Here is a 13,622-nt window from a genome sequence, read left to right as displayed (position 1 = left end):
CGGCGCCTGAGCCCGCCTCAGGCCTTCACCGCCCGGCGCAGCAGCTGCAGGCTTGCCGGTTCGCTGAGAAAGCGCATCCGCTCGGCCGCGCTGAGTCCTTCCCAGCCGCGCCGTTCGGCCTGCAACTGCCGCAGCCGCTGCTGGCGTGCGGCGGCGCGCCGGCCATGGCCGGTCGCGCGCGGCCCCATCGCCTGACGCACCAGCTCGAACAGCCGGCCGTTGCGCAGCAGCTCGGCAAAGCCCGGCTGTGGTCGCGGCTGGCCGGCATAGCTCCAGGCCTGGCGCAGCACGGTCGGCGGCTGCGCCTCCTCGGGGATCAGCAGCAGGCGCGCCGCGCGCAGTCGGGCGCCGAGTCGGACCCGGCTGCTCAGCACGGTGATGGGCACGGCCAGCAGCAGCGGCACGGCCAGCGGCGCGGCCCAGGCCAGCGCCGACGGGCGCAGCGCCAGCAGCACCGCGCACAGCGCCAGCGCCAGCACGCCGATCCAGCCGAAACCGCGCGCGGCCTGGCGCCAGCCGACATCGCTGGTCTCGCGCGGCGGCGACTTCCAGTCCAGCTTCCAGCCGGTCAGCGCGCCGACGATGAAGGCGGTGTGCGCGGCCATCCGCAGCGGCGCCTGCAGCATCGCCATCAGCGCTTCCAGCAGCGTGCTCAGCAGCAGCGCCGCCGCGCCGCCGAACTGCCGCTGCTCGCCGCGCAGCAGCACCGCCAGCACGCCCATCACGCGCGGCAGCGCCAGCATCGCGACCGTGCCGGCCCACAGGCCCAGCACGCCGGGCGCGAAGCCGCCCGGCGGCACGAAGGCGGCATTGCCGCCCCAGATCCATAGCAGCGCGCCCAGGCTCACATAGAGCAGCCACAGCGGCGCGGACAGATAGGCCATCGCGCCGGTCAGCAGCATGCCGCGGTGCACGCCGTGCAGGCCCGGCTCGCCCAGCAGCCGGGCATTCTGCAGATTGCCCTGGCACCAGCGGCGGTCGCGCTGCAGCTCGGCCAGCAGATGCGGCGGCTGCTGCTCGTAGCTGCCGCCCAGGCCGTCGACCAGCCAGACCTGGTAGCCGGCACGGCGCATCAGCGCCGCCTCGACGAAGTCGTGCGACAGGATCTCCTCGCCATGCAGCGGCGCCAGTGCGCAATGCCGCATGAAGGGCTCGATCCGGATGATGGCGTTGTGGCCCCAGTAATGCGCCTCGCCGAGCTGCCAGTACTGCATGCCGGCGCTGAACAGCCGTCCGGTCACCCGGCCGGCGAACTGCTGGGCGCGCGCATGCAGGCTCGCATGGCCGCAGGCCTGCGGCGCGGCCTGCAGGATGCCGGCGCGCGGATGCGCCTCCATCAGCCGTACCAGGCCCAGCAGGCAGTCGCCGCTCATCACGCTGTCGGCATCGAGCACGACCATATAGCGGTAGTCGCGGCCCCAGCGGCGGCAGAAGTCGGCGACATTGCCGGCCTTCTTCTTCGTGCGGCGCGCGCGCCAGCGGTAGTGGACCTTGCCCTGACCGGCCAGCAGATCGCGCAGCTCGGCCCAGGCGGCCAGCTCGGCCGTGCGCAGCGCCGGATCGCTGCTGTCGGACAGGATGTAGACATCGAACAGGCGCAGGGCGCCGACGGCGGCCAGCGATTCGCAGGTGGCGCGCAGGCCGGCGAAGACGGTGGCGATGTTCTCGTTGCAGATCGGCATCACCAGCGCCGTGCGCGCCGCGCCGCTGAGCGGGCGCAGGCCGGTGTCCCGCGCCGACAGCGCATGTCGGTCGCCGCGCAGCAGCACCCAGAAGCCCATCGCCGCGGTCACCGAGCCGGCGCTGACCCAGGCGAACAGCAGGGCGAACAGGCCCACGTGCAGCCAGCGCAGCGCTGTCGGCAGCGCCGGCTGCGGCTGCGCCTGCAGCAGCAGCGTCGTCGCCAGCGCGGTGGCCAGGAGCACGCACAAGCCCAGCGCGCGCCGGCGCCGCCGAGCGACGCGCGCCCAGGGCTCGTCCGGCGCCGCGTCGGCGGCGTCCGCCGGTTCGGGCCGGCCCCAGGGACGCGGCACCATCGAGCCGCGGTGGATCGGCGGGGCGCTGGCGCCGGGTTTCGTCAGGGTGCCGTGATCAGCGTGGTCCATGTTTCGCTCACTGCCTCGTTTCGGTATTGCAGATGGCCGCGCAATTCGCCGGCCTGGCCGGCTGCGGGGGGCTGGACGCGCAGGCTCAGCCGCCAGCCGCCGGTGGCGGGATTGCGGTAGACGTTGTGGTCGACGATGCGGGCGCCGCCGGCGCTGCCGAGCACCGCCCGCACGGGGCTGTCGTCGGCGAGGCGCTGCAGCGCCGGGCCGTCGAAATCGACGATCAGCTGGCGCTCGCCGGCGGCCAGCTTTTCGTGGCCCTGGCCGACGCGGGTCTGCGCGACCCAGGCCCGCGGCGGGCGCTGCTGCGCGCCGCCCTGCAGGTGGAGCCGGTAGGCGAAATCGAAGGCCTCGCCCGGCGCCGGCGGCCGGGCCGGCACCCAGTAGGCGACGATGTTGTCGTGCGCCTCGTCCGGCGCATGCAACTGCACCAGTTCGACCCGGCCGGCGCCCCAGTCGCCAATCGGCTCGACCCAGGCGCTGGGGCGCAGCTCGTAGCGCGCCTCGCTGTCCTCGTAGCTGGCGTAGCGGCGGTCGCGCTGCATCAGGCCGAAGCCGCGCGGGCCGGCCGGCAGCGGGAAGCTGCTGACCGTCGTGCCGGCCGGATTCTGCAGCGGCCGCCACAGCCATTGGCCGTCGGCGCTGGCCAGCATCAGGCCGTCGGAGTCGTGCACCTCGGGGCGGAAGTCGCGCGGCTGCGGCTGGTTCTCGCCATGCAGGAACATGCTGGTCAGCGGCGCCAGGCCCAGCGTCGTCACGCCGGCGCGCAGGAACAGCCGCGCCCGCACCTCGATCACGGTACTGTCGCCGGGCCGCACGAGGAAGCGGTAGGCGCCGCTGGCGCGCGGCGAGTCGAGCAGCGCATGGATCGTCAGCTGGCGCGCGTCCGTCGCCGGGCGCTCGAGCCAGAACTCGGTGAAGCGCGGGAATTCCTCGGCGCCGCCGCCGACCGTGTCGATCGCCAGCCCGCGCGCCGACAAGCCGTAGCGCTGGCCGGCGCCGAGCGCGCGGAAATAGCTGGCGCCCTGGAACACCAGCAGTTCGTCCATCCGCGTCGGGCTGTTCAGCCGGTGGTGCACGCGCAGGCCGGCGAAGCCCGGTGCGTCGCCGCCGGCGAGCCCGGTCCTGCCGTAGTCGAAATCGCCAGCTCCTTGCTCGATCGGCCGCACGCGGCCGTCCGGCGCGATCTCGTTGACGCGGACCTGCTGCGACTGCAGGCCGCCGCGGTGGAAGAAGCTCAGCTCGAACGGCAGCCGCTCCTTGCGCCAGATCGATCTCGCCGGCTTGTAGCGGATGTCGCGCAGCTGGTCATAGCCCAGCGCGGCCAACTCGGCCCGCAGCGGCGGGCTGTCGTCGCGGTAGGGCGCCAGCGCCTGCAGCCGGGCCCGCTCGGCGAGGTCCTCGAAACCGAAGCCCTGCGCCAGGCCCCAGGCGGACAGCAGGCCCAGCAGCAGCGTCCAGCGGCGCAGCGCGCGTGAAAAATTGCACATGAGTGCTGCTGCGCAAGACCGATGCCAGCAAAAAAATGCTTTTGAATCAACGGTTTAAGATTTTTGTGCCGGGCCGGCCGGCACCGCGGCGTCGCCGCCCGGCGACAGCCGTGCCGCGGCGGCGCCGGCAGGCGCCGCCAAGTGCTTGATTGCCAAGAGAAAACCGCTGTCGCTATTCGGCGACGGGGGCCTCGCCGCGGAACAGATCGGGCGTCAGCCCATGCTTTTGCAGCAGGCGGTAGAACTCGGTGCGGTTGCGCTCGGCCAGCCGGGCGGCGTCGGCGACATTGCCGTCGGTCAGCTTCAAGAGGCCGACCAGGTACTCGTGCTCGAAGCGCCGGCGCGCCTCGGCATAGGGGAGCACCTGCATGCTGGGCAGGCGCAGCGCCCGCTGCACCAGCGACAGCGGGATCAGCGGCGTCGTCGCCAAGGCCGAGACCTGCTCGACGACGTTGTGCAGCTGCCGCACATTGCCGGGCCAGCTGGCCAGGCTCAGCGCCTTCAGCGCGTCCGGCGCGAAGCCGTTCAGCGGCTTGCCGTACTTCAGCGCCAGCCGGCCGAGGAAATGCTGGGCCAAGAGCGGAATGTCCTCGCGCCGCTCGGCCAGGGTCGGCAGCTGCAGCGAGACGACGTTGAGCCGGTAGTACAGGTCCTCGCGGAACTGGCCCTCGGCCAGCGCCACGTCCAGATCGCGGTGCGTGGCCGACAGGATGCGCACATCGACCGGCAGCGCGCTCGTGGCGCCGACCGGCCGCACGCGCCGCTCCTGCAGCACGCGCAGCAGCTTGACCTGCAGCGCCGGCGGCATGTCGCCGATCTCGTCGAGGAAGAGGCTGCCGCCGTCGGCCGCCTGGAACAGGCCGCGGTGGTGGGCCAGCGCGCCGGTGAACGCGCCCTTGACATGGCCGAACAGCTCGGACTCCAGCAGCGGCTCGGGGATGGCGCCGCAATTGACGGCCACGAAGGGCCGGCCGGCGCGCGGACTGGCCTTGTGGATCGCCTGCGCCAGCAGCTCCTTGCCGCTGCCGCTCTCGCCGCGGATCAGCACGCTGGCCTCGGTCGCCGCGACCAGCCGGGCCTCGGCCAGCAATTCGCTCATCACGTTGGAGCGGCTGATGATGGCGGCGCGCCAGCCGGCGGGCTGCTGCGAGGGCGCCGCCGCGTCGCTGGCCGGCAGGCTCAGGGCGCGCGCGATCGTGTCGAGCAGGGCTTTGCCGTCAAAGGGCTTGGTCAGATAGGTGTAGACGCCGCGCGCGGTCGCCTCGACCGCGTCGGGGATCGTGCCATGGGCGGTCAGCAGGATCACCGGCAACGCCGGATGGCGCTCGCGGATCGCGTCGAACAGCGCCAGCCCGTCGCGGCCCGGCAGGCGCACATCGCTGAGCACCAGCTGCGGCCTCTTGACCGCGATCTGCGCCAGTGCCTGCTCGGCATTGGCGGCGGTGGCGACCTGGTAGCCGGCCGCGCCGAGCCGCATCGCCAGCAGCTTCAGCAGGTCGGCGTCGTCGTCGACGAGCAGCAGCTGGGCACTCATATCAGGGCGCCGACGCCGGCCGCTTGCTCAGGCTGCGCTCGATGGCCTTCAGCGCCTCGAGCTTCTCGCCGAGCTGTTCGAGCCGGCGCTGGCTGTCGCGGCCCTGCTGCGCGAGCCGCTCGATCTGCGCCTCCAGCCGGCGTTGCTCGGCCAGCCGGGCGCCGACCAGCAGCGCCCAGGGCTGCCAGGGCTGTGCCTCGGGGGCCGTGCTGCGCAGCACCTGATCGACGAGCGCCTGCGCCCGGCCCAGCTCGCCATTGCTGCGCGCTGGGCCCAGCGCCAGCGCCAGTGCCGCCTGCGTCGCCTGCTGCGGCGATAGCGCGGCATCGTCGCCCGGCGGCGGCAGCTGCTGGGCCAGCTCGGCAGCGTCCATCCGGCGCAGCCGCTCGTGCAGGGCCAGCATCTGCCGCGCCGCCTCGTCCTCGGGCAGCACGACGGGCACCGGCACCTCCACTCGGACCTCGACGATCTCGGGCGGCGGTGGCGGCGGGGCCGGCGGCGGCGCGGCGCAGGCGCCTACGAGCAGCGCGCAACAGAGGCCGGCGAGGCGATGGCGGTCAGGCGACGGAAGCATGCAGCAGCGTGATGCGGAAATGGGCGCCGAGCGAACTGGGCAGCAGGGCTATGCGGCCGCCATGGGCGGCCACGTATTCCTGCACGATCGACAAACCGATGCCGCTGCCGCGCAGCGCGTCCTCGGGCTGACGCTCGCCGCGGTAGAACGGCTCGAAGATCCGCGCCCGGTCGGACGCGGCGATGCCGGGCCCCTGGTCGCAGATGTCGATGTCGATGTGGCCCGGCTGCGTCGACAGCAGGAAACGGATGCCGCCGCGCTGCGGGCTGAAGCGGATCGCGTTGGACAGCAGATTGCCCAGCGCCGTGGCGAGCTTGTCGGGATCGACATCGGCGACCAGGGGACCGCCATCGATCTCGATCAGCAATTGCCGTGCCTGCCACTGCAGCCGCTGCTCGTCGACCTTGCCGCGAATCAGCGCGGCCAATTCGGTCGGCCGGCGCTGCAATTGGCGCGCCTCGAAGGCGGCGGCATTGAAGCGCAGCAGGTCCTCGATCTGCCGCTGCAAGGCGGCGGTGTTCTGGCTCAGGATGCGGGCGATCTCGCGCTGGTCGGCGCTCAGCGCGCCGGCCACGCCGTCCTCCAGCAGCGCGACGCCCTCGCGCAGCGCCGCCAGCGGCGTCTTCAGCTCGTGCGAGACATGGCGCAGAAAGCGCGCCTTGTCGGCATCGAGCTCGCTCAGGCGCAGCCGCAGCCAGTCGAGCCGTCGGCCCAGCGAACGCAGATCGCTGGGGCCGCGGATGTCGACGCTGCGGTCCAGCCGGTTCTCGCCCAGATCGACGATCGCCTGCTCGAGCCGGCGCAGCGGCCGCGTCAGCCAGATGCCGAAGGCCAGCGAGGCCGCCAGCGCCAGCACGATCGCCGCCAGCACCTGCTGGCCGACGCGGGCGCGCCCGCTCTCCAGCCGGGCCTGCAACTCGGCGTTGCGCGCCTCGCTGGCCAGGCGCACCTGCTCGGCCAGGGCGGCGGTCAGCGCTTCCAGATCGCGGAAGTCGGCGGTCAGCTCGGCTTCCAGCAGCCGTGCCGCGCCGCGCGGCGGCGCCTGGTCGAGCCGGGCGCGGATCAGGGCCAGCCGCGCGCGCCAGGCCAGCGCCTGCGCGCCGGGCGGCGGCAGCTGCTGCTCGATCTGCCGCAGCAGCGTCTGCGCCTCGGACGCCGCGTCGACGAAGCGCTGGCGCAGCCCAGGGTCTTCGAGCACCAGGAACTGCCGCGCCGCGCGCTCCATCTCGATGCGGCGCTCGCCGATGTGCTGGACCGCGGCGTTCAGCTCGCCGGCATGCTGGGCGGCGGCGCGGCTTTGCGCGGCCAGGCGCTCCAGCGTCAGCAGGCCGCCCAGCGAGGCGGCGGCCAGCAGCCCGGAGATCAGCAGGAAGGCGGCCAGCAGCAGCTGGCGGAACGAGGGGCGGTAGACCCGGGCCGGCATGCCGCGCGCCCGGCAGCGTTTCAGCCTTCGGCCAGCAACTGCTCGACCAGGCCGTGCAGCGCGGCGAAATCCGGCTCGCCGACATAGCGCTTGACGATCTCGCCGCGCTTGTTGATCAGCACGGTCGTCGGCGTCAGCTGGACCTTGCCGAACTGGCGCGCGATCTCGCCGGTGTTGTCGATCGCGACGCCGAAGGGCAGCTTGCGGCTCTCGGCGAAATTGGCCACAAAGGCCGGCGGGTCGTAGCTCATCGCGACGGCCAGCGTGTCGAAGCCGCGTGACTTGTACTTCTCGTGGGTGGCGACGATCTGCGGCATCTCCTTGACGCAGGTCGTGCAGCTGGTGGCCCAGAAGTTGACCAGCATCACCTTGCCCTTCCACTGGCTGGAATCGCCGTTGGCGCCGTCCAGCAGTACATAGCGGACCGGCGGCGCGCTCTCGCGCTGGCCCAGGCTCTGGTAGGCCAGCAGGCCGGCGCCGGCCAGCACGGCCACGAGCAGGGCGGAAGCAAGGAGGCGGGGCGCGGTCTTCATGCGCCGATTTTAGCGGGGCGATGAAAACCCTCGCTGAGCGGGATCAGAGGCCCTTCGACAGCTCGAACACCAGCATGCCCGGCAGCGCGTCGGCCAGATGCTGGCGCGAGATCCGCGCCAGGCCATCGGGCGTGGCCGTCGACAGCTGGGTCTGCTGCTCGCCGTCCCGCACCTCGATGAAGCTGAACTCGGGCACCTCGCGCAGCACCTCGGCCTGCAACTGATCGAATTCCGCGCCGCGCTGGGCCGCCTCGAAGACGATGCCATGCGGCAGGCCTTCCAGGCAGAACTGGGTCGCGTCGGCCATCGTGTCGACGACGTCGACGATCAGGCCCATATGCTGGACGGCGGCCTGGATCTGCAGGCGCAGCTCGCGTCGCGGCGTGACGATCAGCAGATGGCTGCCGGCCAGCGGCTTGGAATTGGCCGAATGCTGGTGCTCGCTCTCCGGCGCCGCCTTGGCCGGCGGAGGCGGCGGGGTCGAGGCCAGGCCCGGCTCGTCGCCGACCGTGTGCGGAAACTCCAGGGTCAGCACGGTGATGCCTGCCTCGTCCTCGCGCAGCGGCAGCACGCCGATCGTGATCGCCGTCTGCTCGACCAGTCGCCAGGCCAGCGAGTTCAGCGCCTGCGTCTGCTGTGCGTCGGCGGTGCCACGGGCATCGCCGAGCAGGTCCAGCGAGCGATGCGCAAAGCGGCAGACCAGGCGGGCGCGCGCCGGCCAGGGCGTCAGGTCCAGCTTCAGGTCGACCGAGGAATGGGTGCTGGACAGCGCCCAGTCCATCAGGGCGTTGAGCAGCGAGAACAGCAGCGAACCGTCGGTGATCACCTCGACCGGCTTCAGCACCTGGCGCACCTGGATGCCGCGCGCCTGGGTCTCGCGGCTGCGCTGCGCCAGCACGCTGCGCAGCAGCTGGGTCAGGTGCAGGCGCTCGCGCGACAGGCGTAGCCGGCCCGAGGCCAGGCGCGCCAGCTGCTGGCCGATCATGCCGGCCTCGCGCGCCTGGGCCACGCTCTCGCGCAGCGCGCGCAGGCTCTGGCGGTCGATCTGGCCGGTGCTGGTGAGGCTGTGGATGCGTTCCAGCGCCGAGGAGAGCGGCCCGGCGATCTCGGCGCCCAGCTGCTGCACGATCTCGGCCCATTGAATCGGGCTGGGACCGAGCGCCACGTCATTGGCCGCGGCATTGGCGGCGGCCGCGCTGGCGGCTGGGTTGTTGACGGGCGGGGGGCTGGACATGAACGGGGCAGGCAGGCGCGGCGGGCGAAATCGACGGCGGGCGATGGTGGATCGGCGGCGGTGAAGACTTCAATCCCGACGGCTGCGCCATGCTCTTTGCTGGGACCTGGAGCGTCCATCCCCCGATCCGGGGGAACTCGGGCGGCCAGCCGGCGAGCGCCCGATTTTCGCGAAATTTCTCACGCCGCGGCGCTCAGGCGATCACCCGCTGCTGCGCCAGCGCGGCGATCTCGGCCTCGTCCAGGCCGGCCTCGCGCAGCAGTTCCTGCGTGTGCTGGCCCAGCAGCGGCGGCGCGTGCCGGTAGGCGACCGGCGTGGCCGACAGCTTGATCGGGCTGGCCACCAGGCGCAGCGAGTCGGACAGCGGATGGTCCATCGCCACCGTCATGCCCCGGGCCTGGACCTGCGGGTCGGCGAAGGTCTCGGCCAGGTTGTTGATCGCGCCGCAGGGCACCTTGGCCGCCTCCAGCGCGGCCAGCCAGTCCTTGCGGGGTCGGGTCTTGAGTGCGGCGGCGATCTGCGGCACCAGCAGCTCGCGGTTGCGCACGCGCTCGGCATTGCGGGCGAAGCGCGGGTCCTGCGGCCAGTCGGGGCGACCGGCGATCTCGGCGAACTTGGCGAACTGGCCGTCGTTGCCGACGGCCACGATCAGATGACCGTCGCTGGCCTCGAAGACCTGGTAGGGCACGATGTTCTGGTGCGCATTGCCCATGCGGCCCGGGGCACGGCCGGTGCACAGATAGTTGGCGCCCAGATTGGCCAGCATGGCGACCTGGGTGTCGAGCAGGGCCATGTCGATCTCCTGCCCCTCTCCGGTCGCGTCGCGGTGGCGCAGCGCGGCCAGGATGGCCACCGTCGCATACAGGCCGGTGAACAGATCGGCAACGGCGACGCCGACCTTCTGCGGCCCGCCGCCGGGCAGGTCGTCGCGCTCGCCGGTGACGCTCATCAGCCCGCCCAGGCCCTGCACCGCATAGTCGTAGCCGGCGCGCTCCTTGTAGGGCCCGTCCTGGCCGAAGCCTGTGATCGAGCAGACGATCAGGCCGGGGTTGAGCTCGCGCAGGCTTTTCGCGTCGAGCCCGTAGCGGGCCAGGTCGCCGACCTTGAAGTTCTCGACCAGCACGTCGACCCGCGTCGCCAGCCGGCGGATCAGCGCCTGGCCGGCGGCGCTGGCGATGTCGATCGCGATCGAGCGCTTGTTGCGGTTGGCGCCGAGGTAGTAGGCGGCCTCGCTGGTGTCGGCGCCGGTGGCGTCCTTCAGATAGGGCGGGCCCCAGGCGCGCGTGTCGTCGCCGCTGCCGGGGCGCTCGACCTTGATCACGTCGGCGCCCAGGTCGGCCAGCGTCTGCGTGCACCAGGGTCCGGCCAGCACGCGCGACAGGTCCAGCACGCGCACGCCGGCCAGGGACATGGCCGGCAGCGGGGAGGCGGGGGAGGGCTTGCTCTGCATGGTCGCATTGTGCGGCCTCGGATAATGTGGCGATGCGATCCGCCGCCCTGCCGCTTCTTGTCCTTGCCCTGTCCGCCTGTTCGCCGAGCCTGGACTGGCGCGAGGTGCGCCTGGCCGAGGCCGGCGCGCTGGCGCTGTTTCCGTGCAAGCCCGAGCTGAGCAGCCATGCGCCGACCCCGGCCGAGCCGGCGCGCATGGGCCTCGCGCAATGCAAGGCGGCGGGTTTCAGCTTTGCGCTGTCCTGGGCCGAGCTGCCCGATCCGTCCCGGGTGGAGCCGGCGCTGCAGCAGATGCGCGAGGCGCTGGCGAGCAAGCTGCAGGCGCGCGCCGAGGCGCCGCGGCCGCTGCAGGTGCCGGGCATGACGCCGAACCCGCAGGCGCTGACGCAGCGCCTGGCCGGCGGCGAGCAGCATGCGCAGCTGGCGGTGTTCGCCCGCGGCCCTGTCGTCTATCAGGCGCTTATGCTGGGTCCGCGGTACAACGACACGGCCTGGGACAGCTTTGCCGGCTCGCTGCGGCTGGCTCCTTGAGCGCCGCTGATAATCGCCCCCATGCCCGGCCTGCTCCTGATCGCCCACGCCCCCCTGGCCACCGCCCTGAAAGCGGTGGCCGAGCACACCTTTCCGAACTGCGCGTCGCAGCTGAAGGTGCTGGACGTCGGGCCGGAGATGTCGGCCGAGGCGGTCGAGGCGGCCGCGCGCGCGCTGATGCAGGCGGGCGGTCATGCCGAATGGCTGCTGCTGACCGACGTGTTCGGCGCCACCCCGTCGAACGCCGCGCTGCGCCTGCAGAGTGAGGCCGTGCGTCTGGTCAGCGGCGTCAACGTGCCGATGCTGTGGCGCTCGCTGTGCTATGCCAACGAGCCGCTGGCCGCGCTGGCCGAGCGCGCCGCCCAGGGCGGCCATGGCGGCGTCGTCGTCGCCGATCTTCCCGTGAACCCCAATCAGAGTCCCCCGTCTCAATGATCAAGTCCACGCTCACCATCAGCAACAAGCTGGGCCTGCACGCCCGCGCCTCGGCCAAGCTGACCAAGCTGGCCGGCTCGTTCCAGTGCGAGGTCTTCATGAGCCGCAATGGCCGCCGCGTGAATGCCAAGAGCATCATGGGCGTGATGATGCTGGCGGCCGGTCTTGGCGCGCAGGTGGAGCTGGAGACGGAAGGGCCGGACGAGCAGGCCGCGCAGGACGCGATCACCGCCCTGGTCAACGACAAGTTCGGCGAAGGTCAGTAAGCCGCGGCGGCTCAGCCGAGGGCTGGGCCGAGGAGTGCCGGCGATGGCGCGCCGGTAGGCCCATGCCCGGGGCGGGCTTGAGGCGCTGCTACAGTCGGCGCATGAGCTTCCAGGTCTTCGGAATTCCGGTTTCTCGTGGCGTGGCGATAGGCCGGGCCGTGCTCGTCGCTTCCAGCCGGGTCGATGTCGCGCATTACTTCATCGGCGAGGACCAGGTCAGCGCCGAGCTGGCTCGCGCGCTGCGGGCCCGCGATGTGGTTGCGCTGGAGCTGGAGACGCTGAAAAACGAGTTGCCCGACGATGCGCCGCACGAGCTGGCGGCGCTGCTGGACGTGCACCTGATGCTCCTGCATGACGACGCGCTGATCGGCGCCACCAAGCATTGGATCGTCGAGCGGCGCTACAACGCCGAATGGGCGCTGTCGGCCCAGCTGGAGGTGCTGGCGCGCCAGTTCGACGAAATGGAAGACGAGTACCTGCGCGAGCGCAAGGCCGATCTGGAGCAGGTCGTCGAGCGCGTGCTGGGCGCGCTGGCGCGCGAACAGGGCCAGGCGACCAGCGACGCCGCCAGCGTCGCGCAGCGCGATTTCGCCGGCGAGGATCCGCTGCTGTTGGTGGCGGCCGACATTGCGCCAGCCGACATGATGCAGTTCAAGCGCAGCATCTTTCACGGCTTCATCACCGATATCGGCGGCAAGACCTCGCACACCGCCATCGTCGCGCGCAGCATGGACATCCCGGCGGTGGTCGGCACGCGCGAGGCCTCGCGTCTGATCCGCCAGGACGACTGGGTCATCATCGACGGCGATGCCGGCGCGGTAATCGTCGACCCCTCACCGATCGTGCTGGAGGAATACCGCTTCCGCCAGCGCCAGAGCGAGCTCGAGCGCGCGCGGCTGGCGCGGCTGCGCCACACGCCGGCCGTGACGCTGGACGGCCAGGCGATAGAGCTGCACGCGAACATCGAGTTGCCGGCCGATGCAGTGGCGGCGGTCGAGGCCGGCGCCACCGGCGTGGGCCTGTTCCGCAGTGAGTTCCTGTTCATGAACCGCGAGGGCGAACTGCCCAGTGAGGAAGAGCAGTTTGTCGCCTACCGCGCGGCCGTCGAGGCGATGAAGGGCATGCCGGTGACGATACGCACCGTCGATGTCGGCGCCGACAAACCGCTGGACCGGATGAGCGCCACCGAGCTGCGCCACGAGCATGTGCTGAACCCGGCCATGGGGCTGCGCGCGATCCGCTGGAGCCTGGCCGAGCCCAGCATGTTCCGCCAGCAGTTGCGCGCGATCTACCGCGCCAGCGCCTTTGGCAAGGTGCGGCTGTTGATTCCGATGGTGGCGCATCTAAGCGAGGTGCGGCAGATCATCGAGGCGCAGAAACGGGTGCAGCAGCAGTTGAGCGAGGCCGGGCATGCGTTCGGCCGGGTCGAGCTGGGCGTGATGATCGAGATCCCCGCCGCCGCCGTGATGCTGCCGCTGCTCTTGCGCCATGTCGACTTCGTCTCAATCGGCACCAACGATCTGATCCAGTACACGCTGGCGATTGACCGCGCCGACGAGGCGGTCGCCCATCTATACGATCCTTGGCATCCGGCCGTGCTGCAGTTGCTGGCCAGCTCGATCGCGCAGGCGCGCGCGGCCGGCAAGTCGGTCAGCGTCTGCGGCGAGATGGCCGGCGACCCGGCCTTTACCGATCTGCTACTGGCCATGGGCCTGCGCAGCTTCTCTATGCACCCCTCGCAGATCCCCTCGGTCAAGCAGCGGGTGCTGCGCGCCGATGCGGCTCGGCTCGGCGGCCTGATCGATAGCGTGCTCGCCAGCGACGATCCCCAGCGCAGCGCCGAGCTGGCCTTCGGTTCGCAACGGACCGCGGGGCTGGTGCAGTAACTCTTTTCTTCGAATCTGGCGCTCGACTTGTCGAGGCCAGAAAACCTGTGCTACAGTAGCGGGCTTCGCTGCTCGCGGACTTCTTCGGAAGGAAGTTGGGCGGTGAGGGAAGCGGCGATGAGCACGCGGCAAGCACGGTTTGAGAAGTTTTTCGAAAGTGCT

The 13,622-nt window shown here is 71.6% G+C and carries 12 protein-coding genes; 4 read left to right on the top strand and 8 right to left on the bottom strand.

Annotated features, from left to right (window positions below; genetic code table 11):
• Nucleotides 1-17 precede the first annotated feature (17 nt).
• From mdoH to QWJ38_RS00025, 8 genes are all read right to left on the bottom strand, one after another.
• Complete coding sequence (mdoH, locus tag QWJ38_RS00060; protein WP_290356990.1) at nt 18-2,105, bottom strand: glucans biosynthesis glucosyltransferase MdoH; 2,088 nt, start codon at nt 2,103-2,105, stop codon at nt 18-20.
• Nucleotides 2,078-3,595, bottom strand: coding sequence for a glucan biosynthesis protein G (locus tag QWJ38_RS00055; protein ID WP_290356989.1), 1,518 nt, complete (start codon nt 3,593-3,595; stop codon nt 2,078-2,080). The genes mdoH and QWJ38_RS00055 overlap by 28 nt, the downstream gene beginning before the upstream one ends.
• 172 nt (nt 3,596-3,767) lie before the next feature.
• The gene (locus tag QWJ38_RS00050) at nt 3,768-5,129 is read right to left on the bottom strand and encodes a sigma 54-interacting transcriptional regulator (RefSeq protein WP_290356988.1); all 1,362 of its coding nucleotides are present in this window, start codon (nt 5,127-5,129) and stop codon (nt 3,768-3,770) included.
• A gap of 1 nt (nt 5,130) precedes the next feature.
• Entirely contained in the window at nt 5,131-5,703 is a 573-nt protein-coding gene (locus QWJ38_RS00045) for a hypothetical protein (protein WP_290356987.1), read from the bottom strand.
• The gene (locus tag QWJ38_RS00040; protein WP_290356986.1) at nt 5,687-7,126 is read right to left on the bottom strand and encodes a sensor histidine kinase; all 1,440 of its coding nucleotides are present in this window, start codon (nt 7,124-7,126) and stop codon (nt 5,687-5,689) included. Before QWJ38_RS00040 ends, QWJ38_RS00045 begins: the two co-directional genes overlap by 17 nt.
• A gap of 20 nt (nt 7,127-7,146) precedes the next feature.
• Entirely contained in the window at nt 7,147-7,659 is a 513-nt protein-coding gene (locus QWJ38_RS00035; RefSeq protein ID WP_290356985.1) for a TlpA disulfide reductase family protein, read from the bottom strand.
• 43 nt (nt 7,660-7,702) lie between these two features.
• Entirely contained in the window at nt 7,703-8,893 is a 1,191-nt protein-coding gene (locus QWJ38_RS00030) for an ATP-binding protein (RefSeq protein WP_290356984.1), read from the bottom strand.
• A gap of 193 nt (nt 8,894-9,086) precedes the next feature.
• Entirely contained in the window at nt 9,087-10,343 is a 1,257-nt protein-coding gene (locus QWJ38_RS00025; protein ID WP_290356983.1) for a CaiB/BaiF CoA transferase family protein, read from the bottom strand.
• A 32-nt stretch (nt 10,344-10,375) separates the two neighbouring features.
• Between QWJ38_RS00025 and QWJ38_RS00020 the strand changes: the two genes are divergently transcribed.
• From QWJ38_RS00020 to ptsP, 4 genes are all read left to right on the top strand, one after another.
• Nucleotides 10,376-10,873: a hypothetical protein gene (locus tag QWJ38_RS00020; protein ID WP_290356982.1), complete on the top strand. Its 498-nt coding sequence runs from the start codon at nt 10,376-10,378 to the stop codon at nt 10,871-10,873.
• A gap of 21 nt (nt 10,874-10,894) precedes the next feature.
• Nucleotides 10,895-11,308, top strand: coding sequence for a PTS sugar transporter subunit IIA (locus QWJ38_RS00015; protein WP_290356981.1), 414 nt, complete (start codon nt 10,895-10,897; stop codon nt 11,306-11,308).
• Nucleotides 11,305-11,574 carry an HPr family phosphocarrier protein gene (locus QWJ38_RS00010; RefSeq protein ID WP_290356980.1) on the top strand — a complete coding sequence of 90 codons (270 nt, stop codon included), beginning with the start codon at nt 11,305-11,307 and terminating at the stop codon, nt 11,572-11,574. Before QWJ38_RS00015 ends, QWJ38_RS00010 begins: the two co-directional genes overlap by 4 nt.
• Nucleotides 11,575-11,675: 101 nt before the next feature.
• The gene (gene ptsP, locus QWJ38_RS00005) at nt 11,676-13,460 is read left to right on the top strand and encodes a phosphoenolpyruvate--protein phosphotransferase (RefSeq protein ID WP_290356979.1); all 1,785 of its coding nucleotides are present in this window, start codon (nt 11,676-11,678) and stop codon (nt 13,458-13,460) included.
• The last annotated feature ends 162 nt before the right edge of the window (nt 13,461-13,622 follow it).

The organism is Roseateles violae (assembly GCF_030410485.1).
GTDB lineage: Bacteria > Pseudomonadota > Gammaproteobacteria > Burkholderiales > Burkholderiaceae_C > Roseateles_D > Roseateles_D violae.
This window is presented reverse-complemented; position numbering and strand designations above follow the sequence as displayed.

Bases quoted from the DNA above. Each gene is read 5' to 3' on its own strand.
- mdoH (WP_290356990.1), bottom strand. From the start codon at position 2,105: ATGGACCACGCTGATCACGGCACCCTGACGAAACCCGGCGCCAGCGCC.
- QWJ38_RS00055 (WP_290356989.1), bottom strand. From the start codon at position 3,595: ATGTGCAATTTTTCACGCGCGCTGCGCCGCTGGACGCTGCTGCTGGGC.
- QWJ38_RS00050 (WP_290356988.1), bottom strand. From the start codon at position 5,129: ATGAGTGCCCAGCTGCTGCTCGTCGACGACGACGCCGACCTGCTGAAG.
- QWJ38_RS00045 (WP_290356987.1), bottom strand. From the start codon at position 5,703: ATGCTTCCGTCGCCTGACCGCCATCGCCTCGCCGGCCTCTGTTGCGCG.
- QWJ38_RS00040 (WP_290356986.1), bottom strand. From the start codon at position 7,126: ATGCCGGCCCGGGTCTACCGCCCCTCGTTCCGCCAGCTGCTGCTGGCC.
- QWJ38_RS00035 (WP_290356985.1), bottom strand. From the start codon at position 7,659: ATGAAGACCGCGCCCCGCCTCCTTGCTTCCGCCCTGCTCGTGGCCGTG.
- QWJ38_RS00030 (WP_290356984.1), bottom strand. From the start codon at position 8,893: ATGTCCAGCCCCCCGCCCGTCAACAACCCAGCCGCCAGCGCGGCCGCC.
- QWJ38_RS00025 (WP_290356983.1), bottom strand. From the start codon at position 10,343: ATGCAGAGCAAGCCCTCCCCCGCCTCCCCGCTGCCGGCCATGTCCCTG.
- QWJ38_RS00020 (WP_290356982.1), top strand. From the start codon at position 10,376: ATGCGATCCGCCGCCCTGCCGCTTCTTGTCCTTGCCCTGTCCGCCTGT.
- QWJ38_RS00015 (WP_290356981.1), top strand. From the start codon at position 10,895: ATGCCCGGCCTGCTCCTGATCGCCCACGCCCCCCTGGCCACCGCCCTG.
- QWJ38_RS00010 (WP_290356980.1), top strand. From the start codon at position 11,305: ATGATCAAGTCCACGCTCACCATCAGCAACAAGCTGGGCCTGCACGCC.
- ptsP (WP_290356979.1), top strand. From the start codon at position 11,676: ATGAGCTTCCAGGTCTTCGGAATTCCGGTTTCTCGTGGCGTGGCGATA.